Consider the following 20,392-nt stretch of genomic DNA (forward strand, 5'->3'; position numbering starts at 1 on the left):
ATTGGGGTGGTCAATAATAGAGTTCTTCGAGAACCACACCGTAATCGTGTTGCAAGTCTTCATGGAGCAAAGGGATTTTCTTTTTGATGTACTCCAATTGTCGGTTGTACAAATTCTTAAGGGTGGTATTTCGGTTAATGGAAGGCCGAAATGATTTCATTTTTTCACAGAAATATAGCAAAAGCTCCACCTCGGTGGCCTTGTTCCCAGAATATCGAATATATTTTTTTATGGTGCGAAGTATTTTACGAACGCTTTTTTTGATGTAGAAATAACTGTTGATGTTGATTTCGGCGAACATGGCATCAACTTCTTCTTTTACGGTTTCTATGTATCCTTCCTCGCTGTCGGACTCAAAAAGAAGATAGGTAAGCAACTCCTTGTTTTCTTTTTTAAATCGTGCCAAACGCAGACAAAGTTGCATTACCTCTTCTTGCGACTTGAATTGGAGTTCTTTTTTGAGTTGAGCGACGGTAGCGGCCTTCATAAACTTAACTTCTTAGGTAGGATGCGCCGTTTACATCGATAATTGTTCCAGAAGAGTAAGCTGCCTCGGGCGATGCCAGGAACAATACGGCGTAGGCCACCTCTTCGGGTTGTGCCATTCGTTTAAAGGGAGATTCACGCAACAGATTTTCCCGCTCGGCAGGGGTGAGGGTTTCTTTGGCCATTTCGGTTTCGGTAAACCCAGGCGCGACTACCCCTACATAAATGTGGTGCGGCGCCAATTTTTTGGCCAGGGACTGGCTCATGGAATTCAGTGCAGCTTTGCTGGCCCCGTAGGCTGGTTTGGTGGGCTCTCCTCTAAAAGCGCCACGTGAGGACACGCTCACAATATGTCCACCACCGGTCTTCATCATTGCATTGGCTCCCCAATAACACAAATTGGCAACGGCAAATAAGTTGGTTTCGAAGGTTTTTTCCCAAGCATTGGTCCAATGGTCAAAGTCAACTTTATCAATTTCATGGAAAATGGAAATGCCCGCATTGTTCACCAATACATCTAAGCGACCAAATTCCGCTACAAAATCATTGATCAAGGCTTCGGTTTCTTGCTTTCGGGAAATATCCCTTTTAAAAAGTTGGTGTCCATCACCAGGCAATTCAGCCAAGGTTTGCTTTGCAACCTCGTCATTGCTTCTATAATTGATGCCTACTTTGGCTCCTTTTTTGGCAAATGCCATGGCCGTTGCTTTTCCAATGCCCCTGGAGGCACCCGTGATCAATACGTTTTTTCCAGTAAAATCCATATGTTTAACTATAGCTATTCTAAATTCTGGTCTATTTTTTTGATGAGCTTATCAATGTCGGACAAGGTGGTTTTAAGAAAATTGTCTTGCATGACGAGAAGATAACCTATGCCGTAAAGATCGGAAATTAAAACAGAACTTTTATGAAACTCGACTTGGTCAATGGGTCTGAGTTCTGTGTCCAGATTTAATTGAGCCTTGGCAAATTCTCGGGTAAAGAATTCGGGAAATGCCTCGTCCACAACTTTTCGGTTCATCTGTACCAAACGTTCTTGAACCCCTTCCGAATAATTGTATTCGTAATAATTGGTCAACATATTTTTAAGTTGGTTATCCTTGATCACGCTGATAGTTTCTGCGGAAAGCATATTGTTGAAGGTAGTTGTGCTGGGTTCAAAAAGGCGATAGTCCACAAAAACATCCGAAGACTGGTTAAAAACAGCGATACGTTGTTGGTTGTTCAGTGTGTCGGAGAAGGTTCCCATCATATCGCTGACAACTTTTTTCTTTTTAATGTTAAACTCCAATACCTTTTTAATGGTTAACGAATCTTGAACAAGGCTGGATCTTATTTCGCTCAGATAAAACTGCTCTTTCCCATCCTGAATCTTTTCGTTATTGCAGGTATTGATCTGTAAAGCCAATAAAATTCCGATTACTACCAGAATAATCTCGCCAAGAGCATATAATAGGTACTTGGAAAACTTGTTTTCGGACAATAGGGCTTTCCTTATTTTTCTGAAAATGGTCGGCATGGTCAGTGGTTTGTTTAAAGATAATAAGTTAGGGCACAATATTGTACAGATTCCAATGTTGTTCTATTAATTACTTTTGTTCCTAACAAAATGCTTCTGGGGCAAAAGGTTTTTCGAGAAATACTATGACATCAAAAAAAAGACATTGGTTGTGGAACGTTTTGATCGTCCTGACCGTGATATTATGTGTTCTTGCCTTTGTGGAACACTATAAAAACTGGCACAAAATTGAAGAGGGGAACCTGAAGATCCTCTCTGGGATTTACTATCAAAAAATACCTTTGGCCGAGCTGGACAGTGTTCTTTTAGTAGAAAAGTTGCCCGAAATGGAACGTTCCAGTGGTTTTTCTTGGATGGAAAAAGAAAAAGGAGTTTTTAACGACTCCATTACCAATACCAAAGTTTATGTTTTTGTGGACGACCTATATCAGCAAAAAATAAAAGTGGTGCACCACGATTCCCTTAAAATGTATGTGAACCTTAAGGATAGTATAAAAACCGAGGAATTATTTGCATTTTTGCAGACTGAATTGTTGAACAACAAAGAAACAGCCAAAGGAGTCCAATAAGTATGAAAGCCATTGTTTTTTTATTGCTATTGCCAGTTATCGGATTTTCTCAAAACACGCTTTCTGTCCAAGTCAACAACGTTGAGTCCGCCAAAGGAATGGTTAGTGTGGCTGTTTACGATTCCGACGAAGCTTTTTTGTCCTTTGATCATGTGTTGAAGACAAACAGTGTGATTGCCAATGAAGGAAGTGTGGTGTTGCACATTCCCAATCTACCAGCAGGGGAATATGCACTTGCCATTTTTCATGATGAGAACAATAATGGAAAACTGGATACCAATTGGTTGGGAATTCCCAAAGAAAAGGTTGCCTTTTCCAGGGGTAAGATGAAAACATTTGGTCCGCCCAAGTTCAATGAATGTGCCTTTAAAATGAGTTCGGACCACGAAATCCATATAGATCTATAATAGTATGGGAACAATTTTTATGGCCCAATTGATGGGTGCGCTATACGGACTTTTGGCAGTAATATTGGGAGCATTCGGTGCCCATGCATTAAAAAAGAAATTGACCCCCGAACTGCTGTACAGTTTTGAAACAGGGGTCAAATATCAAATGTACCACGCTATCGTGTTATTGGTCTTGGGATTTAATTTAAGCTTTGATAAATCGCTGGATTCTTGGATAGTCAACTGCTTTATCTTCGGGACCCTTTTGTTTTCCTTTAGCATTTATGCCCTTTGTTTGGGGGCAGCAAAAGGCAACAAACCTCGGTTTCTCGGCCCTGTAACCCCACTTGGGGGACTGCTTTTGGTCGTGGGTTGGGCCCTTTTGCTCTATTCCTTTGTTTCCAATTTGATTTAAAGACGCAAGTACATGTTTCCGTTTATCGTATTCAATTTTAGGCGATGGGCGGCATTGTCGAATCTACCTTCCACTTTTTGGCCCACGTAACGATCGGACACGGTCAGGTTCATCTCCTCATCGGCGTAAATATTCCCATGGATGGTCTCTGCGACCAATCTGGAATTCTTCATTACCAAATCTATTTCCCCGTTGATTGTCTGTAGATCCATATCCCCATTATATTCTGCAATGTCAATATCCCCATTGATCAATTCAGCGGTGAAATCACCTTCGATGATATCCGATGTAAGGTCACCGTTTATGCTGCTCACCTTAAAGGTGGTCCCTTTGGGAACATAAAGCACATAGTTGAACTCGTAGGTGTCCCCTGTAAAATAGTATCCTTTTTTGTCGGGGTTTGTTTTCTTCCATTCCGCTTTAAAGGCTTCAAAGACATCCTCTACATTGGAAGCAATAGTTAAGGAACTACCGTTTTCATCGATATCCAGTTTAAATTTATCCAGGTACTTTCCATCTTCTATAGTGATGTCGGCCTTAAAATAAATGGTGGATTTGTCCCAAGTCTTTACTTGGATATCCTTGGCAAATTTTACATCCAATTCAATGGATTGCCCAGAATAGTTGAAGTTTTTTTCAATGGTTTTCTGCGCACTCAAGGTCAGTGTGGCCAACCCCACAAATGCGGTGATGATGAATTTTTTCATGATTGTTCGATTTTTGATTTTAGTATTTAATTGATGTTTTGTCATCTTGGGCCTTTCGACTTCGCTCAAGACAAGCTCCTTTGAAAGATGGATAAGTACATATCGAATGTGCTCGATGTGACACTTTAAAACTTATTTCTTTCTGAGATACATGTTTCCGTTAGTGGATTTCATGGATATTTTTACGCCCCCGCCATTAATGGATGCGTTGATGTTTCTTCCCAATACAGATTTTAATCCGTCCTTCTCATCGGCTTGTACGTCAAAGTCGGTATATACGTTGCCGTTAAGGGTGCTCAGCGCTAAGTTTGCCGGCGTGTTCGAAGGAAGGCTGACATCCACGGCTCCGTTTGTGGAATAAAGGGAAATAGGGGAGCTCTGGGTTACTTTTCCGAAGACCACTTCCAGTGAGCCGTTTAATGAATTGGCGGTGACAGGTCCGTTTACGTCGATTAGTTTTATACTTCCATTTAGTTGCGCATTGGCTTCTATTTCCCCGGAAAACCCTTCAATGTCGATATCCCCGTTCCACGTACTTTTTACGGCAATGTTCTGTGAGGCTGGTAAATAGATCTCGGCCCCTTTGTTTTTGCGTAAGTTGTAAACGATCAGGGTGTTGCCATTCTGCACCACGGAAAAGCCAACATTGGTATTGTCCGTACCCCCTTCACCGACCAATTTTAGGCCCTTCGCGCGCTCGGGTGTTTTTACTTCCGGCCCGGATTTTATCAACAGTTCGTTGGCACTGTGGGTTTTCACTACAATGTCTGTTTTCGAATCGATTTTAACCCATTGGATTCCATTTAGGGATTTGGTGTAATCGTTTTGCGCCTTGGCGATGGTGCCCATAAAAAGGGCCATTAAAATGAATGTGAATTTTCTCATGATATTCGCTTTTTGATGTTTATGTTATACTTGGCAATACTGCCCTGATCTGATTTTTGATAAAGGGTTGTGTGTCTTCTTTTTCCAATAATTTTTTCATGGGTTCGGCGGCTTTTTTCTCTTGAATTTGAACCAAGGCCTGAATAATGGCCACCTGAATACTTGGGTTCTTTTCTTGCCCCAAGGCTTCTATAAAAGCGTTTTTGACAGTTTCAGAGGAACTGAAGTTGGCCAATGCCTCAAAAGCGGTCATCCTAACATTGTCGTTTTCATCGTAGAGCAATCGGTTGGCAAGTGCTTGGATGATGGCTTCATCGGGCTGTTCAAACTCTTCGATGTAATTGACCCCTTGAATTCGTTTGCTCGCCGATTGGTTTTCCATCAAGGATAGCATGGCCGTTTGCTTCATCTGATTGGCCTCGTCCTGAAGTTGAACGATGTCATCGCTCACTTTTCGTTGTTGAAAAAGACTTCCCAGTTGAAAGGCTGCCACCAGTAAAGCAAAACTAGCTGCAATTTTCAAAGTACTTGCTGTCCAGTTTGACGATTTCTTCCCGCTCATATGAACTACTTTGCCCTGATTGCTTTTCTCCCGCTCAAGGGCCGATTCAAACTTTGCCCTAAGTCTATTTGATGGCGTTGGTACTTCCTCTTCGAACAGGTTGAAAAACATTTTCATCTCTTCCATTTCCTTTTGGCAATCGGCACATTGATTTACGTGTTTTTCGAATGCCGTCTTGGCGGATTTGTTCAAATTGCCATCCAGATAATCTGGTATTTGGTCAAAAACATGATTCTTTTCCATGGCTATATACTTTCTAAATAAATATTCTTCAATTTTTTTAAGATTCTACACACTCTGGTTTTTACTGCGCCCGGGGTACTTCCCATAATTTCCGCTAGATCATCGTATTTGATTTCCTTGTATCGGTTCAAAATCACAAGTTCCCTGTCGTAGGGGTCAAGTTGGCTAAGGGCATATTGCAAATGCGCATTGTTTTCGCCCATATCATTTTCTTCCTCCACTGCTGTGTATGTCAAGACCTCAATATTGTCATGGGACCTATGGTTTCTTGTGTAATATGTTTTTAGGCTATTGCGAGCTATAGTGAACATCCACGACAAAAAGGACCCGTTGCTGTATGAGTTCCGATACTTGATCAGTTTGTAAAAAACATCCTGTGTAAGATCTTCGGCCAACATGCGATCGCCCGACATTTTGTACAGAAAATTGTGCACGTGTTTGTGGTGCCGGTCAAAAAGCTCCTTGAGTAAATCCAAGTTTCCCTCGGATACTTTTTGCATGATCATTTCATCTGAAAGCGTTTCCAAATGCTGTTTTTTAGTTGGCGTTTATCTTATATAGTCGGGAAATTGTAAAAGGTTACAGGTGGGTGTAAAAAAAATGTGTTTTTTTACTAATTAGGGAGAAAGAGTAGTTAATAGGTGGTTACTTTTATTACCCCACTGGCACCTCTGGAACCATATGAGGCAGCTTCTGAGCTGGATAAAGCACTTATACTTTTTATGGTTGCGCTATCCACCAATTGATCGAGGGATTCGAAGGAGTTGCCCAGTATATAACCATTCAAAACGTACAAAGGTTCGGTCGCGGTCCCGGAAATTTGGTTGGCCGATTTCATAAAATAAGGTATGCCTCCCCTAAGGGTGATTCCTGGCAAACGCCGAATCCTGTCCAACAACGGAATGGTTTTGTTGTTTTTGTCGGCTATTTCTTCGGCCAGATTGCCATTGTAAGCAGTAGTTTTGCCTGAAGAGCAACTTCCCAACATCATAATAAATGTTAGGGACAGGATAAGTACAAGATTTTTCATTGGTGTGGAATTGTGCTACAATCTACCCAATTTTGATGAAAAAGAGGTGTAAAAATACCCAGGAAATCAACTGCAGCCACAGTTGTCCTGCCCACATGAACTGGAATTTTGGTTTCCTTTGCGGAAGAGCGATTTGGGAAGTAAAAATTTCCAAACCAAATAGCCGGCCGCTAGCAATAAAGTCCCGTATGCCAATAATTGTTGAATCATGCTGGTATTAAATTAGAATTTGATAGGCTATCAATGCTATAATATAGGCAAAAACACTCATAAAGCCTAACTGAATCAAGGGCCATTTCCAAGAGTTGGTCTCTCGTTTTACAATGGCGAGTGTGCTCATGCATTGCATGGCAAAGGCATAGAACAACATTAAGGAAATACCGGATGCCAGGTTGAACAATGGCTTACCATCTTCATCCAATTCAGCGGCCATTCTATTTTTAATGGTTTCTTCCTCGTCGCTGCCCACGCTATAAATGGTGGCCAAGGTCCCCACAAAAACTTCACGCGCGGCAAAGGAGGTCAATACGGCAATCCCAATTTTCCAATCGTAGCCCAAAGGTTTTACAAGAGGTTCAAAAGCTTTTCCTGCCTGACCGATGTATGAATGCTCCAATTTGTAACTGGCAATTTCTTGAGCGACGGCCCTTTCGGAAAGTTCCGAAGCTAAAACCGCAACGGAATCCTGCAGAGCGTTGGGTGCCATGCCTTCGTTTAGGGCAGATTCACGGTACGACTCGATGTTATTTTGGATATAATTTTTACTGTAAGTGGTCAATCCCTGTTTTTCTATTCTTTCGGTGACAATGCTCTCGGCGTTTTCAAAATCATCGGAATATCCATTGGACCCCAAAAACCATAATACTATGGAAATGGCCAAGATGATCTTACCCGCGCCCAGAACAAAGCTTTTTGTTTTTTCTATCACCGTATAGGCAACATTTTTCAACAAGGGCAGGCGATAGGTGGGCATTTCCACCATAAAAATGGACCTCGTTTTAATCTTGAGGACCTTATTCAGCACCATGGCGGACAACAGTGCCATCCCAAATCCGATCATGTAAAGTAGCATAAGGGTCAACGCTTGATAGCTGAGTCCCATAAACTTGCCCTCGGGAATAACGAGGGCGATTAAAATTAAATACACGGGCAGTCTTGCGGAACATGTGGTAAAAGGTGTCACCAAAATGGTGATCAATCTTTCTTTCCAGTTTTCAATGGTACGTGTGGCCATAATTGCGGGAATGGCACATGCGTTTCCTGAAATCAAGGGAACCACGCTTTTTCCGCTTAATCCAAAAGGGCGCATCAGCCTGTCCATTAAAAATACCACACGGCTCATATATCCTGACTCCTCCAAAAGGGAAATAAACAGGAACAAGAAAGCGATCTGGGGGATAAAAATTACGATTCCACCGATACCTGCTATAATACCCTCGGCCAATAAATCTGTAAATAAGCCTGGTGGCAACGTATCCTTGATCCATTCGGCTGCCATCGCAAATTGCTCATCGATAAAGTCCATGGGGTATCCGCTCCAATCAAAAATTGCCTGGAAAATGGTGAGCAAGATCACAAAGAAGATGAGGTATCCGAAAACTTTGTGGGTCAGAATCTTATCGAGGGACGCACGCAGTCCTTTGGCGGCCATAAAATCCACCTTGTAGGTTTCTTTTAGGATATTGTTGATCAGCTGGTAGCGGAGTACTGTTTCTTTATGCTGTAATTTTTTGAGTTCCTCCTTGGACTTTGTAGTGAAATCCGTAGCATCCTGAATCCGCTTTTTCTCAATGGGCATAAAATTCACGTCTTGCGTGATTACGAGCCATAGTTTGTAAAGGTCGTTTTGTGGGAACGTCTTTTTTAGGCGGTCAAAATATTCAGGTGAAATTCTATTGGGGTCCAAAATGGGTTTGGAAGAAATGCTCTTATAATCTGCAATGAGTTCTTTAACGCGTTCAATGCCAGTGTTTTTTCGAGTACTGACCAGGGCGATTTTGGTGTCCAGTTTTTTCTCCATGGCCTCCACATCCAACGAAATTCCTTTGCGTTCCATTCTATCGGCCATGTTCACCACCAAAATGGTGGGAATCTTGAGGTCTTTTATCTGGGTAAAAAGAAACAGGTTCCTTTTCAGGTTTTCGACGTCGCTGATTACAACGGCGACATCTGGGTAATCCTTATCGTTTTTGTTGAGCAATAGTTCCACTACCAAACTTTCATCCAGAGAGGTCGTGTTCAAACTGTAGGTGCCGGGAAGGTCTAGGATATGGGCTTTAACTCCTCGTGGAAGTTTACAGATGCCTTCTTTTTTTTCGACCGTGATACCTGGATAGTTCCCGACTTTTTGCTTGAGTCCGGTAAGTTGATTAAAAACTGAAGTTTTTCCCGTATTTGGATTTCCGATTAAGGCTACGTTGATGTTCTTGCTCATTTGGCCTGTGTTTCTTCAATAATTTCCAGCTCTATAAGTGCTGCCAAAGACCTTCTTATTGCCAAATGACTTCCGCTAAGATTGATGTAGATGGGATCGTTAAAGGGAGCAATCTGTAAAAGTTCCACACTATTGCCGGGGAGACAGCCCAGCTCCAACAATTTGATAGGAAGGATGTGTTCCGTAAAATCCTTTATAATTCCCTTTTGTCCATATCGTAAATCTGCAACGGTCACCACTGTATTTATTTAGAATAAATTTAATTAAGAACAAAAATAGGTAAAAATGAAAAACTACAAGTGATTATCATGGATAAAGGTTTAGAGGGTTATTCCTTGTAACTGGCTTTAAGGATTTTGATATCCTCAAGAAGCTTATTTATTTCTTCCCGATTGGTACCATCATAAAAACCCCGTATCCGCTTTTCCTTATCCACCAAAATAAAGTTTTCGGTATGAATCATATCAAATGGACCACCGTCCCCATCATTTTTTACGGCCAGATACGACTTTCGGGCCAGCTCATAGATTTGCTTTTTATCCCCTGTCACCAGATTCCATTTGCTATCGATCACGCCTTTTTCCAGCGCATATCTTTTAAGTTGGGCAACGGTATCTATTTGTGGGGTAACCGAATGGGAGAGCAACATAATATCGGGGTCGCCCTTAACGGCTTCTTGTATTTCCCCCATGTTCTTGGTCATAATGGGACAAATGGTCAGGCAGGTGGTAAAAAAGAAATCGGCCACATATATTTTGTCCTTGTAATTTTCTTGGGTTATGGTGTCCCCATTTTGATTGACCAAAGCAAAATCGGCTACTTTATGGTATTTTTTAGTGTAATGCAATGTGCTGTCTACCAAAGATTTGTCTACCATGGATGGCTGGTATACCGGCAGCATTTTTTGGGGTTGAAGTGCGTTGTAGAAAAGATAAATAATTACGGCGGACAACCCCAACATTACGATTCCGAACAGCTTGTACTTGGCAAAAAATGATCCCATGGTTACAAAATTACGGTCCAAAGGGTTATTCATCAAGGAGAAAGCTATCTTTTGTTGCTAAATCTTTCTTAAATAACAAGTGGGATTAAAACCGAGGTTTTTTTATCAATCCCTAAAAGGTTACTTTTGTTCGTTTTAAGAAAATACGACGGATGACTCCAATAGTTATAAAAACCATACAATTCTTTCTGAGCTTATCGCTTTTAATCGTGCTTCACGAACTGGGACACTTTATCCCGGCAAAGCTGTTCAAGACCAGGGTGGAGAAGTTTTATCTCTTTTTTGATGTTAAGTTTTCGTTGTTCAAAAAGAAAATAGGGGAAACTGTTTATGGTATCGGTTGGTTGCCCTTGGGCGGATATGTGAAAATATCCGGGATGATCGATGAGAGCATGGACAAGGAGCAGATGAGGGAAGAACCTAAACCTTGGGAATTCCGAAGTAAACCGGCTTGGCAGCGATTGATCATTATGCTTGGCGGGGTGACCGTTAACTTTATTTTGGCGGTCATTATTTTTATTGGACTGGTCTTTACATATGGAGAGCAGTACATCGCCAACGATAGTCTAAGGGATGGAATTTGGGTGACCGAGAAAAGTCTGGGTGACGAGTTGGGAGTTAAGACCGGGGACAAAGTTTTGTCCGTTGATGGTAAAAAAATTGAAGCATTACAGCAGATACTTCCGGAAATGGTTTATGGTGAAAGCTACACCATTGAAAGGGACGGGCAGGTCATAGAAAAGAAAATCCCGGTTGATTTTATACAGACGTTGTCCGAAGACAAGGACAAAGCACGCTTTATTTATTACCGAGTCCCTTTCGTGATCAGTGCGATTCCCAAAAAATCGCCAAACGTGGACAGTGGTCTACAAAAAGGGGATGCCGTTGTTGAAATGGCAGGGGCACCGGTAGAGTACAAAGACCAGGTGATTCCTATACTTGAAGCCAATAAGGGAGGCACGGTGCCCGTAAAGGTCAGACGTAACGGTGAACTGGTCGATTTGACATTGAACGTTTCTGAAGAAGCAGCTCTGGGAGTTGGTTTGGGAATGACCCCGGAAGAATACAAGGAAGCAGGATACCTAGAGCAAAAGACGTTAAAATACTCTTTTTTGGAATCGATTCCCGCAGGATGGAACAAAGGCGTTAAAACCCTTACGGACTATATAAGGGGAATGAAGAAAATATTTAACCCGGATACCGGTGCCTATAAAGAAGTGGGTGGATTTGCCGCTATCGGTGGTATGTTCCCGGATACTTGGAACTGGCCGGCTTTTTGGGCCACAACGGCTTTTATATCCATTATTTTGGCCTTTATGAATATTTTGCCCATTCCTGCTCTGGACGGTGGGCATGTGGCCTTTTTGTTGTATGAAATGGTAACAGGGCGCAAGCCAAGCGATAAATTCTTGGAGTATGCCCAAATGATCGGCTTTTTTATTTTAATTGCTTTGTTGCTGTTTGCCAACGGTAACGATTTATATAAATGGCTTTTTAAATAGAAAAGCAATTTTTTTGTTTGTGGTGTAAAAAAGAATCCATTATATTTGCACCCGCTTAAGGTAAAATATTCCTCCTTAGCTCAGTTGGTTAGAGCATCTGACTGTTAATCAGAGGGTCCTTGGTTCGAGTCCAAGAGGGGGAGCAGAGATAGCCCAGTAGGTATTATACTTACTGGGTTTTTTGTTTTTACATATCTTTTTTATCCAACATTTTATCCAATATACGAGAAAGTGAATTGTTTATTGATTCATTAAATAAAAGCATCATAGAATTTTAGGTATTGCTTCCTTCACCCGTACTGGATGAAATACCTATTCAATCGATTTTAAATTGTTAGGGTCTTTTTTATTTTCTCTTTTGTCACCTATGACTAGTGCATGCTAATTATGTCCTTTGTATTTAGTAAATTGTTTATCTATGGAAATTTTTAATTTATAGACAACTTAAAAACCATCTGCATATTAAGTTTTTTAATTATGGCATTATTCGATAAGGGTGAAAGATTATTTTTGATAATTAGCACAGCACTTATTTTTGGGGTGATTCTTTATAATACGTTTCAATCTTCAGATTTGGAAACCAAAATAATTGAAAAAGATTCTCATTTGGCACTAAATAGAATCTGTAAAACTTTAGAGGTTGAAACCTGTAAAAAACTAAAAGAAGAGTATAAGAAACTATTGTTGATAGTGAATCCAGGCCCCATAAACCCTAGGATAAGAAGAAACTTAGGTAGTTCTAAATCTAGAATAATTTCAATATATGGAATAAGATATGAAGATATCTCATTTAATGATTTATTGAACTATCTTGAAATGAAAGATAGTTTGCCTGCCAATTAATTAATCAATTATCCCTCCCAAAAAATCAATGTAGGAACTAACCGAATTCTGAAAGTCCTCGACTCCATAAGTGCCCAATGACAATAATTGTTTTTCTGACTTCGCATATTGCTGCATGGAAACTCCATTGCTATGCTCCATGTAATTAGCCAACAACAATATTTTGAAATCTTCGCTCTTTTGGATTTGGTCTGCTAATTTAAAAGGTTGAATCATTGATTGTGTTGTTTATGGAAGGTTTAATTTTCCATCTTCCAAATACTTTTCCAATTTTTTACCTTCCGCGAACACCCCCATTCCGATGGGTGAATCTTTGGTGATACACATTTCCACTTCAACGTAAAACTTGTCAATTGCATATAGTCGGAAAGAGCAGTCAATAGATTTGAAAGAAGTTAGATATACACCCTTATCCCATAGAGTGTCCCATTGTTCTTCGTTGGATAACATTAAAAATTCGTAGATACCCATTAGTATTCAACTTTTACATCATCATATTCAAAATACTCAGTTGCTTCCGGTTGATTGCCAACCGCATTTTTACCGCGAAGCTTTCCAACGGTGTGTGCGGTCATTCCCGATTCAGGATATGACTTTAAAAGTTCTTCTAATTTTTTTTGGTCTAATTCGTCTTTGTATTCTGCCAACCATTCATCTTCCAATTCGTCAGGCAATATAACGGGCATTCTCGGCCCTTTTAGTTTTGGGTTGTTATGTATTTCTGCCATCATTGGATTACCTTCCGTTGTTACTATCGAGAAGGTGTTCAATACTTCTCCCGTTTCTCTATCAGTCCATTCATTCCATAATCCGGCCAATGAAATTGGCTTTTTATCTTTTCTAGAAATATAATATGGAACGGTCTCTTTTCCTTGATGGTGATGTTCGTAAAAACCATCAATGCAGATAATACAACGTTTATCCTTAGCAGACTTTTTAAAAGAGTTTTTTTCAAAAATAGTTTCGCCCCTGGCATTCAACGTTTTATTCCATATGTCTTTTTTATCTCTTGCCCAACTGGGGACTAACCCCCATTGAGAAACAGTAGGGTAGTTAGGGCTTTCATTGGTATATATGAACATTTTTGGGTGTTGGAATCCAGTAACATGGAAAAGAGGTAAATCGGTTTCCCTTAGCATCTTTTCCTTGATTTCCTTGATGGCATGTTCGTCTGCATCCCGCATTGCCCTTTTGAGTTGGGAATCAAGTTGGGCATTTACATCGTAGCACATGGTTGAGGTTGTTTTGAAGTTGCTGGTATTAAGTTAGTTATAACTGTTAATATTTTTAAAATGTTGATGCATATTTTTAGAGTTGGAAAAGATTAATGCAAGCGAAGTGAGAGGTATTTTTTAACAGTTGATAACTGATTATAAAGTATTTAGGTTTTTCAATATAACTAATATAAATTAATCCAATAATCAATGTTCTGTATAGAAATTTAAAACTTTACTAACCAATTTTAGGATTGCACATGAAGCTTACAACAGACTTTTTCTTTGGTAATAAGTTAGGGGACATAATAAGATTTATTGAACGTGGACAAATAGGTAGGTCTTTAAAGTTTCATGTGAGTTATGGATTTGAAATTACTGTAGGAATATTGATAGAAGAGATTGATGAAGGGGAGTTGTGTAAGTTAGATATTCAGTTTTTACAAAAAAAAGTATTTCCAAGTAAGTTTGAAGGTGCGAAATTGGAAATCAATGATACTTTTATTAATCAATTAATTGGGGTCAATTCAATTATTCAAAAGGTCAACATTAGATTTCTGAATTTAAAATTCAATGATTGGGTTCAAAACCCTTACAGTACATTCTCATTATTCGAAGTTGTATTAGAGTCTAAATCTATTCCGATAAATGTTGAATTTGATGATATAGAGACTAATTGGTTGATGATTAATGGGAATGCAACTAGATTATCTGTGAATTCCGGTAAATTCTCTAAAATAGGCGTTAGGGGGGAGTTTTCTCTATTATCAATTTTCAATAATACCTGTGTTCAAGCAGGAAATCCACTGGAGGAGTATATTCATGTTGATGATATTATATCGGAGAAAATTGAAATAAATCATAATGTTAAATTTAACCGGATATTCATTGGGAACAACTTTACAAATAATTTAAATTGCTTTGGAAACAATTCTGATACCTTGACTATTCAAGGTTTATCATTTTTTGATGCCTGTATTATGGGTAATGAAATAGTTAATATGGAAATGTCCAACTTGGGGAATATGACTTTATCTGAACCCTCAAAATTGAGACTTGGCCCAAATAGGATAGAAGATTTATTAGTTATTTCCGATATCAACTTTACTAAAAGGACTCCGAGGGGTAGTACACTTTTTATAAATGGGAAAAATCCAACATTGTTCGAATTTCATTATAAGTGTACATTTAATAAATTAATACTGAGGAATCTCGATTGGTCTTATATAAATATTCTTGAAAATAACACCTATAAGAATTCTCAACTTTCTGCTATTTTAAAGTTAAAGTCATCATATCAGGTTGAAGGAAATCTTAAATATGAACGTATTTTTCGCGCATTTGAAAAAAGGTGGCATAACGAAAATGGGAAATTTAATTTAGCATTAAGTCTAGGTTGGATTTCTAATAGGTTTGGCCTGTCATTGTTAAGGTCATTTCTTTGGATGCTTGGGTTAATAATTTTTGAAGGGTTGTTCATTTTAATGCTATCAATTGAATGTTTGGATTGTTATTTTGCAAATTGGGGTTTATTATTTCATTTATTAAATCCAGCGCATAGAACGGAAAGCCTACTAGGGTTGGTGATGGATTGTTCTTATTACGGTTCTATTAAGAACTGGCTTTATCTTATAGATAACGTATTTAGAATACTGATTGGTTATGCCTTGTATCAATTTGTGATGGCATTCAGATATTTATATGACTTAAAATAATCCTAAAACACTATTTTAAAGGAACCACGCTCCTAAAACTAAATGTATGCAAAGTACAGAAATAGAATCGTTTCAAGAAGTGGCCGCCTTGTTAAAAGAGTGGAGAAAGGTGAATGGAATTAGTCAGGCCGACTTCTGCAGATTCGCCAAGGTCCAACGGACCTGGTATAGTAAGATTGAGAGGGGACAGGCCGATAATATTACTTTAAATTCCCTTTTAAAATTGCTTGATGAAATGGACTGCAAATTGGTTATTGTGGACTCACACGCTCAAACAGTGGGATGAGTACAACCTCAACAATTCTTAAAAAGTAACTTCGAGCAATACATTTGATATATATGTAATTTCATTATCCCCAGATAATTATCTTTAAAAATAAAATACAAACAACAGTAAATCAAGTTGTTATAAAGATGAATATAGGGTTTGAATTCCTTACTGTTAATCTTTGAGTATGTAATGCGTTCCAAGAATTGTAGGCTTGAATCCTATTGAATACAATTATGGTTTTGATGAATTTTGTAAATTGTAATTCCCCGCTCTAATGCGGGGTGTTTTGTTTATGAGAGGTTTGTTGACGATTCTTGCTAGTTTGTTTTCAATGTTGATTTTTGGTCAAAAGGAAATAGATGATATAATGGTAGAAATCAACGCAGTTTATATGTCGAGTGCAGGTGACCCAAACAAAGGAAAGATTTATTTTAATCTGGATTCTAAAACATTAGATATTGAGGATAATCAGATTAATATTTTTGATATTAAAATGTCATATGATACCAGAAACACTATTCTCCAAGGGATAAAGATTGCTGGTTATGTCAAGTTTAATTGTGATGAAAGAATAAAATTCAACAATTGTATATCTACTCCAGATAAAAATGCTAGTGCAAGAGGGTTCGCCTTTAAAGAAAAAGGGGAGGCTTACAGATTTATAAACTTAATTAAAAAATTAAAGGATAAAACGAGATACTATTAATCTAATTTGTACACGATAGGAACCCCGGGAGGTAATACAGTTAACACGAGAATAATCGTATTAAGAAAATTGGATTTTTTAACCCCATGGGGGTTGATTTGAGTTATAAGGGTTAAGTTTTTTGGGTTTTTGAATGGTGAACATTTAGTATAATATAATTAAACTAATTTTAATTAGCAGACATAAACCATTAAAAGTCTTGGCCACAATCACACTCAATTATAAAATCCTTTTTATAGAAATTCATAAACTTTGCTGTAGCCAATAAAGTTTTTTCATATTTGAAATTTAATGATGTCTTTATCAGTTTTTCATACTTCAAAGGATTCTCATTAGCCTTAGTATGGATAATCTCATCTCTAAAATTTTTTAGGTTCCAAATTAATTGGTTAGTGGGAGTGTTCTTTGCAAAGAAATCTTTTCCCGTTACTTCTTGTAAGACATCCTTGATTTTAGTTTTAAAATCTAAATACTCTTGAATTTGCCTCATATTGTAGGTTTCTGTTTTTCTTGGTCCTGATTTAGAGTATTCATATTCTCTTGGAACCATTTGATTTATAAATGATTCAATAGAAGTAAAAAGAAATATTACAAAACCGCTGGTTGCTCCGTAGAAAGCATATAGTTCGTTTAAGGCGGGTTCATTCAATTTTGTAGTATCAAGATTGAGTTTTTTTAGTAATTCCGTCTTTCTCTCCTTAATAACTCGCAAATAACCCTGAGCGTTATTGAAGTATATCAAAGTAGGGTCTGGAACAGGAAAGATATATTCCTTTCCTTCAAGTTTATGAATGAATCCTCCTATCATTAAATCATCTTGGGTTCTCAAGAGAGCCATGAATCCTTGTTTGCCCTTGACTTTTTCTAATATTGTAGATTCTTCAGTAAACTCTAATAATTCTGCTTTATCCTTGTCAAAATTTATTTCATTTTCTTTCCCCTGTACTAAGAATCGCTTTTTAATATGCTTCATTTATAGATTTAATTTCAATTAAATTTAAAGAATCTAATAGTTTAACATGTTTACATCTGAAGATTTCTATAATAGTTATCAACTTAATTTTTTTGACTACAAGCAAAATGCGAATAAATATTTGTTGGGTCTTGATGACGACAGCATCGAGAAATTAATGAATGGTATATATCATTCAGAAGTCAATGAATTTAAAAGTACAGTTAAAATGGATATTCGGTTGACTTGTTTGTGGTCAATTGATACACTTTTTGAGTTGTTATTTGCATTGCTTCCAGATCATAAACAAAGGTTGCAGGGTAGCCATATTGTAGATAATTTATCCAAGGGAAAATTTTATTATAAAGACTTAGAGAAGTGGATAAATGGTAGTAAGGGAAACTTTGAAAGATTGAATTGGACCATACATCATAAAAGTAAGGAAGGTGAAATTAAACGCCATTGCTCTACTTTGAGATATCTTTTTTACAAGGGAATCTTTGATTTACCGGAGGAAAAGGATATACAGGAAAGTGTTATGGTTTTAGATTTTATTCTCAAATATTTGGGTCGAGAAATAACTGATAATCGAGGGCAATTGAATTCATTCAAGCATGGTGTGAGATTGCTACCATTTTTAAAATCAATGCATTTATCAATACCCGGAGATAAATCCAAAGAAATAAGTTTTGATTTACAGGGCTCAATATCTTATCAAACTGTTGATAAACATAAAAACATGAGAACCATAAATACTGATACATTAAATCCTGAAAGAGATTTTGAGTTGACTACTTTGTGTACAAACATGATTTACAACATAATTATACAGAGGAAGACCAGGCGGGAAAGATTTAAAGTAAATGGCTCTAACTTTATTTTTCTTTTTACGGAAATCTTAATTGAGGAGTTAAAAAAGATTCACCCAAAGGTTTCTAGTCTAAAGATAAATTTGAGGTCTAATTGATTCTAAAATAGTTTTGGTGAAGTAAAATTTATACGATTGTTGAAATAGTAGTTCCTTATCTGCTTGCTCATCATATCATAAACTGTTTTTTCAAACTTGTTGTGTTGTCCAGTAAGAAGTATTGACTGCAGTCTTTTGAACTCTTTTAGATTTGATTTTTCAAGGTGTCTTAAACCGGTATTGGAAAGTAATTTTGAGCATTCCTTTTGCATTGAAATATCCATGCCCGTTACTGGGCAAATTCTATCTTCCAAATGAGTATTATTTAACCCTATATTTGAATGGTTAAATTGTTCCCTTGAGATTGTTTCAGAAAGTCGGTTAAATTGTTCCCTTTTTTTGTTCAGCAATAGGGCCAGTTCGGATTTAAGATTTTTACTTTTTGATTCAATCAGGGCATTTAATTTCTTTTTATCTCTATGTCTTTCTTTTGGAGTTAACTCAGACCAATATCGAGGGTTTTTATAGTCTTTTAATTTGCCTTTTTGTTTGTCTGGTATGCCTTTCGTTTGGATGGTGATATCATAGTAAAGTACTTTTTGTAATTGCTTTATTAGATAATCAAATGCAAGCCCTAATGTGTTAAGGTCAATATCCCCCATTGTTCTGAAGCCAACATGGTTTAATTGGTGTTGCATTTTAAGGACCTTAATTTCAAATCTTAGTGTATTGGTTGGCATACCATATTGTCTGCCCTTATTATAAATCTTAATGATATATTGCTGATGTATGGATTGAGCGTATAGACCATCAAAATGAAATCCAAATTCGTTTCCCTCAAAAAACAATAACCATTTAATAAAGTCTTGTGGATTGAAGAAGGAGTTGAGGTTAAGTCCTAACTCAATATTTTGAAGTACCAAACATTCCGGGATGACGTTAAAAAGCGAACAGATATGTTCTCTTATTTCAATTATGTCTTGATAATAGAACTCGTTGCCGTTAAATCCTTTGGGGTCTCCGTTCGGCGCTTCTACACCTTTGATTGAATTAAACATTTTATGGATGCTGCCGGAGAAAAAAATAGTTCCACTATCGTAGACTTTAATTTTGCACTTGTGATATGAAGCAATCATAAATGTACCCAGTTCCCCTGTCTTTTCTGAAACAGTGCGATGAAACTCCAAGAAAGGGTGATTCGTGAGTTTGTCAATATCACAGTCAACTACTTTTATTTTAACGAAATCAATCATTATCTTTACTCTGTTGTCTATGCGGATAACATTTTTGAACAAAATAGATAGGGGGCTAAATGCCCCCTTCTTTTTTCACTTCTGCGTGTGCAAATTCTAGGGCGAACCTTTTAGGGCTTCTGGGGTAATAATCTTTGAAGTAGTAGATATTTAGTATTTTACCTCCTTGGGTCAATTCAAATATCAAAAGGTGTTTCTTGTTATTTAAATCACCGAAGGTCCATCTGGGCTGCGAAGTTTTAAACATTCCTGTTGTAGGCTGCCGGTTCTCCAAAAGGTTGTCCATTTCGGTTAACCACTTTGTAACACCCTTTGCATTGGAACGGCCCATATCAATTGTGATTTTAATCCAATCACTAACTGGCCTAATTCCTTCGCGGTACTTAAATTTCATGGAACCACCGTTAATACCTTTTCTATCGTAAACGGATTTACTGAATATGCGGTTTTTGAACTTCTCCATGGCATTAATCGTTTAGGGCGATTAATGCCGATTCAACTTCACTGCGCTTGTAATAAACCTTTCCGGAAAGACCGTAGGATTTGAGTTTTCCTTTTTTGGTCCATAAATACAATGTGCTTAAATTGATTTTAAGTAGTTCCGCGGTTTCAGATCTTGATAGAAGTTCCTCGGGGTTCTTTGGTTGGAAACTCTTTTTGAGTTCGTCAATCTGTGTTCTGACATCGTTATTGATGTCGTTTCGTAATTGTTGTGGCGTTGTGCCGATAAATTGAATCTGGTTCATAATAGCATTGCTTTAATGATTAACAATGCTCAAAATTCAAT

Annotated in this window: 27 protein-coding genes and 1 tRNA gene; 10 read left to right on the plus strand and 18 right to left on the minus strand. The window is 37.9% G+C overall.

The genetic code is table 11. From position 1 onward, the window contains the following. Positions 1–10 precede the first annotated feature (10 nt). The 3 genes from J0X13_RS11130 to J0X13_RS11140 are packed head-to-tail and all read right to left on the minus strand — an operon-like array spanning position 11 to position 2,005. Positions 11–487: a hypothetical protein gene (locus tag J0X13_RS11130; protein WP_207071514.1), complete on the minus strand. Its 477-nt coding sequence runs from the start codon at positions 485–487 to the stop codon at positions 11–13. Positions 488–491: 4 nt separating this feature from the next. Next, positions 492–1,250: an SDR family NAD(P)-dependent oxidoreductase gene (locus tag J0X13_RS11135; protein ID WP_207071515.1), complete on the minus strand. Its 759-nt coding sequence runs from the start codon at positions 1,248–1,250 to the stop codon at positions 492–494. Positions 1,251–1,264: 14 nt separating this feature from the next. Next, entirely contained in the window at positions 1,265–2,005 is a 741-nt protein-coding gene (locus tag J0X13_RS11140; protein WP_207071516.1) for a DUF6090 family protein, read from the minus strand. Positions 2,006–2,130: 125 nt separating this feature from the next. Here J0X13_RS11140 and J0X13_RS11145 point away from each other — a divergent pair, with 125 nt between their 5' ends. The 3 genes from J0X13_RS11145 to J0X13_RS11155 are packed head-to-tail and all read left to right on the plus strand — an operon-like array spanning position 2,131 to position 3,378. Next, complete coding sequence (locus tag J0X13_RS11145; protein WP_207071517.1) at positions 2,131–2,574, plus strand: hypothetical protein; 444 nt, start codon at positions 2,131–2,133, stop codon at positions 2,572–2,574. A 2-nt stretch (positions 2,575–2,576) separates the two neighbouring features. Further along, a complete protein-coding gene (locus J0X13_RS11150) occupies positions 2,577–2,981 on the plus strand; it encodes a DUF2141 domain-containing protein (protein ID WP_207071518.1) in 405 nt (134 codons plus the stop codon). A gap of 4 nt (positions 2,982–2,985) precedes the next feature. Beyond that, positions 2,986–3,378 (plus strand): DUF423 domain-containing protein, encoded by a 393-nt coding sequence (locus J0X13_RS11155; protein WP_207071519.1) that lies wholly within the window; start codon positions 2,986–2,988, stop codon positions 3,376–3,378. On the opposite strand, the gene J0X13_RS11160 is transcribed toward J0X13_RS11155, so the two are convergent. The 8 genes from J0X13_RS11160 to J0X13_RS11195 all read right to left on the minus strand — a co-directional run bounded on the left by J0X13_RS11160 (position 3,375) and on the right by J0X13_RS11195 (position 10,242). Further along, positions 3,375–4,085, minus strand: a complete 711-nt coding sequence (locus J0X13_RS11160) for a DUF4097 family beta strand repeat-containing protein (protein WP_207071520.1) — start codon at positions 4,083–4,085, stop codon at positions 3,375–3,377. The two genes, J0X13_RS11155 and J0X13_RS11160, sit on opposite strands and share 4 nt — an antisense overlap. 132 nt (positions 4,086–4,217) lie before the next feature. Beyond that, positions 4,218–4,970 carry a DUF4097 family beta strand repeat-containing protein gene (locus J0X13_RS11165; RefSeq protein WP_207071521.1) on the minus strand — a complete coding sequence of 251 codons (753 nt, stop codon included), beginning with the start codon at positions 4,968–4,970 and terminating at the stop codon, positions 4,218–4,220. A 19-nt stretch (positions 4,971–4,989) separates the two neighbouring features. Continuing rightward, positions 4,990–5,775, minus strand: a complete 786-nt coding sequence (locus J0X13_RS11170; RefSeq protein WP_207072046.1) for a HEAT repeat domain-containing protein — start codon at positions 5,773–5,775, stop codon at positions 4,990–4,992. A gap of 2 nt (positions 5,776–5,777) precedes the next feature. After that, positions 5,778–6,302 carry an RNA polymerase sigma factor gene (locus J0X13_RS11175; protein ID WP_207071522.1) on the minus strand — a complete coding sequence of 175 codons (525 nt, stop codon included), beginning with the start codon at positions 6,300–6,302 and terminating at the stop codon, positions 5,778–5,780. Between the two features lie 107 nt (positions 6,303–6,409). After that, a complete protein-coding gene (locus J0X13_RS11180; RefSeq protein WP_207071523.1) occupies positions 6,410–6,805 on the minus strand; it encodes a TonB-dependent receptor plug domain-containing protein in 396 nt (131 codons plus the stop codon). Positions 6,806–7,022: 217 nt separating this feature from the next. Next, positions 7,023–9,239 (minus strand): ferrous iron transport protein B, encoded by a 2,217-nt coding sequence (feoB, locus tag J0X13_RS11185; RefSeq protein ID WP_207071524.1) that lies wholly within the window; start codon positions 9,237–9,239, stop codon positions 7,023–7,025. Then, positions 9,236–9,478 carry a FeoA family protein gene (locus J0X13_RS11190; RefSeq protein WP_207029125.1) on the minus strand — a complete coding sequence of 81 codons (243 nt, stop codon included), beginning with the start codon at positions 9,476–9,478 and terminating at the stop codon, positions 9,236–9,238. The genes feoB and J0X13_RS11190 overlap by 4 nt, the downstream gene beginning before the upstream one ends. An 89-nt stretch (positions 9,479–9,567) precedes the next feature. Next, entirely contained in the window at positions 9,568–10,242 is a 675-nt protein-coding gene (locus J0X13_RS11195) for an SCO family protein (protein WP_207029127.1), read from the minus strand. A 152-nt stretch (positions 10,243–10,394) separates the two neighbouring features. Between J0X13_RS11195 and rseP the strand changes: the two genes are divergently transcribed. The 3 genes from rseP (at position 10,395) to J0X13_RS11210 (ending at position 12,587) form a co-directional block, all read left to right on the plus strand. Then, the gene (gene rseP / locus J0X13_RS11200) at positions 10,395–11,744 is read left to right on the plus strand and encodes an RIP metalloprotease RseP (protein ID WP_207071525.1); all 1,350 of its coding nucleotides are present in this window, start codon (positions 10,395–10,397) and stop codon (positions 11,742–11,744) included. A gap of 69 nt (positions 11,745–11,813) precedes the next feature. Then, positions 11,814–11,887 (plus strand) — tRNA-Asn (locus J0X13_RS11205). A gap of 334 nt (positions 11,888–12,221) precedes the next feature. Further along, the gene (locus J0X13_RS11210) at positions 12,222–12,587 is read left to right on the plus strand and encodes a hypothetical protein (RefSeq protein WP_207071526.1); all 366 of its coding nucleotides are present in this window, start codon (positions 12,222–12,224) and stop codon (positions 12,585–12,587) included. Here J0X13_RS11210 and J0X13_RS11215 read toward each other — a convergent pair whose 3' ends face one another. The 3 genes from J0X13_RS11215 to J0X13_RS11225 are packed head-to-tail and all read right to left on the minus strand — an operon-like array spanning position 12,588 to position 13,819. Further along, the gene (locus J0X13_RS11215) at positions 12,588–12,803 is read right to left on the minus strand and encodes a hypothetical protein (RefSeq protein WP_207071527.1); all 216 of its coding nucleotides are present in this window, start codon (positions 12,801–12,803) and stop codon (positions 12,588–12,590) included. Between the two features lie 12 nt (positions 12,804–12,815). Further along, complete coding sequence (locus tag J0X13_RS11220; protein ID WP_207071528.1) at positions 12,816–13,058, minus strand: hypothetical protein; 243 nt, start codon at positions 13,056–13,058, stop codon at positions 12,816–12,818. Further along, a complete protein-coding gene (locus tag J0X13_RS11225; protein ID WP_207071529.1) occupies positions 13,058–13,819 on the minus strand; it encodes an SOS response-associated peptidase in 762 nt (253 codons plus the stop codon). The genes J0X13_RS11220 and J0X13_RS11225 overlap by 1 nt, the downstream gene beginning before the upstream one ends. Positions 13,820–14,061: 242 nt before the next feature. Between J0X13_RS11225 and J0X13_RS11230 the strand changes: the two genes are divergently transcribed. From J0X13_RS11230 to J0X13_RS11240, 3 genes are all read left to right on the plus strand, one after another. Then, the gene (locus J0X13_RS11230) at positions 14,062–15,516 is read left to right on the plus strand and encodes a hypothetical protein (protein ID WP_207071530.1); all 1,455 of its coding nucleotides are present in this window, start codon (positions 14,062–14,064) and stop codon (positions 15,514–15,516) included. 46 nt (positions 15,517–15,562) lie between these two features. Beyond that, positions 15,563–15,802 carry a helix-turn-helix domain-containing protein gene (locus tag J0X13_RS11235; protein WP_207071531.1) on the plus strand — a complete coding sequence of 80 codons (240 nt, stop codon included), beginning with the start codon at positions 15,563–15,565 and terminating at the stop codon, positions 15,800–15,802. Positions 15,803–16,061: 259 nt separating this feature from the next. Then, complete coding sequence (locus J0X13_RS11240) at positions 16,062–16,493, plus strand: hypothetical protein (protein WP_207071532.1); 432 nt, start codon at positions 16,062–16,064, stop codon at positions 16,491–16,493. 190 nt (positions 16,494–16,683) lie between these two features. Here the strand turns inward: J0X13_RS11240 and J0X13_RS11245 are convergent, their stop codons facing one another. After that, entirely contained in the window at positions 16,684–17,466 is a 783-nt protein-coding gene (locus tag J0X13_RS11245) for a hypothetical protein (protein ID WP_207071533.1), read from the minus strand. A gap of 46 nt (positions 17,467–17,512) precedes the next feature. Here J0X13_RS11245 and J0X13_RS11250 point away from each other — a divergent pair, with 46 nt between their 5' ends. Beyond that, entirely contained in the window at positions 17,513–18,412 is a 900-nt protein-coding gene (locus J0X13_RS11250) for a hypothetical protein (protein WP_207071534.1), read from the plus strand. Positions 18,413–18,414: 2 nt separating this feature from the next. On the opposite strand, the gene J0X13_RS11255 is transcribed toward J0X13_RS11250, so the two are convergent. From J0X13_RS11255 to J0X13_RS11265, 3 genes are read right to left on the minus strand one after another with little or no spacing between them, the layout of a single operon-like run. Then, positions 18,415–19,605, minus strand: coding sequence for a hypothetical protein (locus tag J0X13_RS11255; RefSeq protein WP_207071535.1), 1,191 nt, complete (start codon positions 19,603–19,605; stop codon positions 18,415–18,417). Between the two features lie 55 nt (positions 19,606–19,660). Continuing rightward, positions 19,661–20,068 (minus strand): hypothetical protein, encoded by a 408-nt coding sequence (locus tag J0X13_RS11260; RefSeq protein WP_207071536.1) that lies wholly within the window; start codon positions 20,066–20,068, stop codon positions 19,661–19,663. Between the two features lie 4 nt (positions 20,069–20,072). Then, entirely contained in the window at positions 20,073–20,351 is a 279-nt protein-coding gene (locus J0X13_RS11265; protein ID WP_207071537.1) for a helix-turn-helix domain-containing protein, read from the minus strand. Positions 20,352–20,392: the final 41 nt, after the last annotated feature.

Origin of the sequence: [Muricauda] lutisoli (nom. illeg.), from assembly GCF_017313105.1 — a bacterium.
GTDB lineage: Bacteria > Bacteroidota > Bacteroidia > Flavobacteriales > Flavobacteriaceae > Flagellimonas > Flagellimonas lutisoli.

Bases quoted from the DNA above. Each gene is read 5' to 3' on its own strand.
- J0X13_RS11215 (WP_207071527.1), bottom strand. From the start codon at position 12,803: ATGATTCAACCTTTTAAATTAGCAGACCAAATCCAAAAGAGCGAAGAT.
- J0X13_RS11130 (WP_207071514.1), bottom strand. From the start codon at position 487: ATGAAGGCCGCTACCGTCGCTCAACTCAAAAAAGAACTCCAATTCAAG.
- J0X13_RS11180 (WP_207071523.1), bottom strand. From the start codon at position 6,805: ATGAAAAATCTTGTACTTATCCTGTCCCTAACATTTATTATGATGTTG.
- J0X13_RS11235 (WP_207071531.1), top strand. From the start codon at position 15,563: ATGCAAAGTACAGAAATAGAATCGTTTCAAGAAGTGGCCGCCTTGTTA.
- J0X13_RS11240 (WP_207071532.1), top strand. From the start codon at position 16,062: ATGCGGGGTGTTTTGTTTATGAGAGGTTTGTTGACGATTCTTGCTAGT.
- J0X13_RS11140 (WP_207071516.1), bottom strand. From the start codon at position 2,005: ATGCCGACCATTTTCAGAAAAATAAGGAAAGCCCTATTGTCCGAAAAC.
- J0X13_RS11225 (WP_207071529.1), bottom strand. From the start codon at position 13,819: ATGTGCTACGATGTAAATGCCCAACTTGATTCCCAACTCAAAAGGGCA.
- rseP (WP_207071525.1), top strand. From the start codon at position 10,395: ATGACTCCAATAGTTATAAAAACCATACAATTCTTTCTGAGCTTATCG.
- J0X13_RS11155 (WP_207071519.1), top strand. From the start codon at position 2,986: ATGGGAACAATTTTTATGGCCCAATTGATGGGTGCGCTATACGGACTT.
- J0X13_RS11230 (WP_207071530.1), top strand. From the start codon at position 14,062: ATGAAGCTTACAACAGACTTTTTCTTTGGTAATAAGTTAGGGGACATA.
- J0X13_RS11135 (WP_207071515.1), bottom strand. From the start codon at position 1,250: ATGGATTTTACTGGAAAAAACGTATTGATCACGGGTGCCTCCAGGGGC.
- J0X13_RS11245 (WP_207071533.1), bottom strand. From the start codon at position 17,466: ATGAAGCATATTAAAAAGCGATTCTTAGTACAGGGGAAAGAAAATGAA.
- J0X13_RS11160 (WP_207071520.1), bottom strand. From the start codon at position 4,085: ATGAAAAAATTCATCATCACCGCATTTGTGGGGTTGGCCACACTGACC.
- J0X13_RS11255 (WP_207071535.1), bottom strand. From the start codon at position 19,605: ATGATTGATTTCGTTAAAATAAAAGTAGTTGACTGTGATATTGACAAA.
- J0X13_RS11145 (WP_207071517.1), top strand. From the start codon at position 2,131: ATGACATCAAAAAAAAGACATTGGTTGTGGAACGTTTTGATCGTCCTG.
- feoB (WP_207071524.1), bottom strand. From the start codon at position 9,239: ATGAGCAAGAACATCAACGTAGCCTTAATCGGAAATCCAAATACGGGA.
- J0X13_RS11165 (WP_207071521.1), bottom strand. From the start codon at position 4,970: ATGAGAAAATTCACATTCATTTTAATGGCCCTTTTTATGGGCACCATC.
- J0X13_RS11170 (WP_207072046.1), bottom strand. From the start codon at position 5,775: ATGGAAAAGAATCATGTTTTTGACCAAATACCAGATTATCTGGATGGC.
- J0X13_RS11150 (WP_207071518.1), top strand. From the start codon at position 2,577: ATGAAAGCCATTGTTTTTTTATTGCTATTGCCAGTTATCGGATTTTCT.
- J0X13_RS11195 (WP_207029127.1), bottom strand. From the start codon at position 10,242: ATGGGATCATTTTTTGCCAAGTACAAGCTGTTCGGAATCGTAATGTTG.
- J0X13_RS11220 (WP_207071528.1), bottom strand. From the start codon at position 13,058: ATGGGTATCTACGAATTTTTAATGTTATCCAACGAAGAACAATGGGAC.
- J0X13_RS11265 (WP_207071537.1), bottom strand. From the start codon at position 20,351: ATGAACCAGATTCAATTTATCGGCACAACGCCACAACAATTACGAAAC.
- J0X13_RS11260 (WP_207071536.1), bottom strand. From the start codon at position 20,068: ATGGAGAAGTTCAAAAACCGCATATTCAGTAAATCCGTTTACGATAGA.
- J0X13_RS11250 (WP_207071534.1), top strand. From the start codon at position 17,513: ATGTTTACATCTGAAGATTTCTATAATAGTTATCAACTTAATTTTTTT.
- J0X13_RS11210 (WP_207071526.1), top strand. From the start codon at position 12,222: ATGGCATTATTCGATAAGGGTGAAAGATTATTTTTGATAATTAGCACA.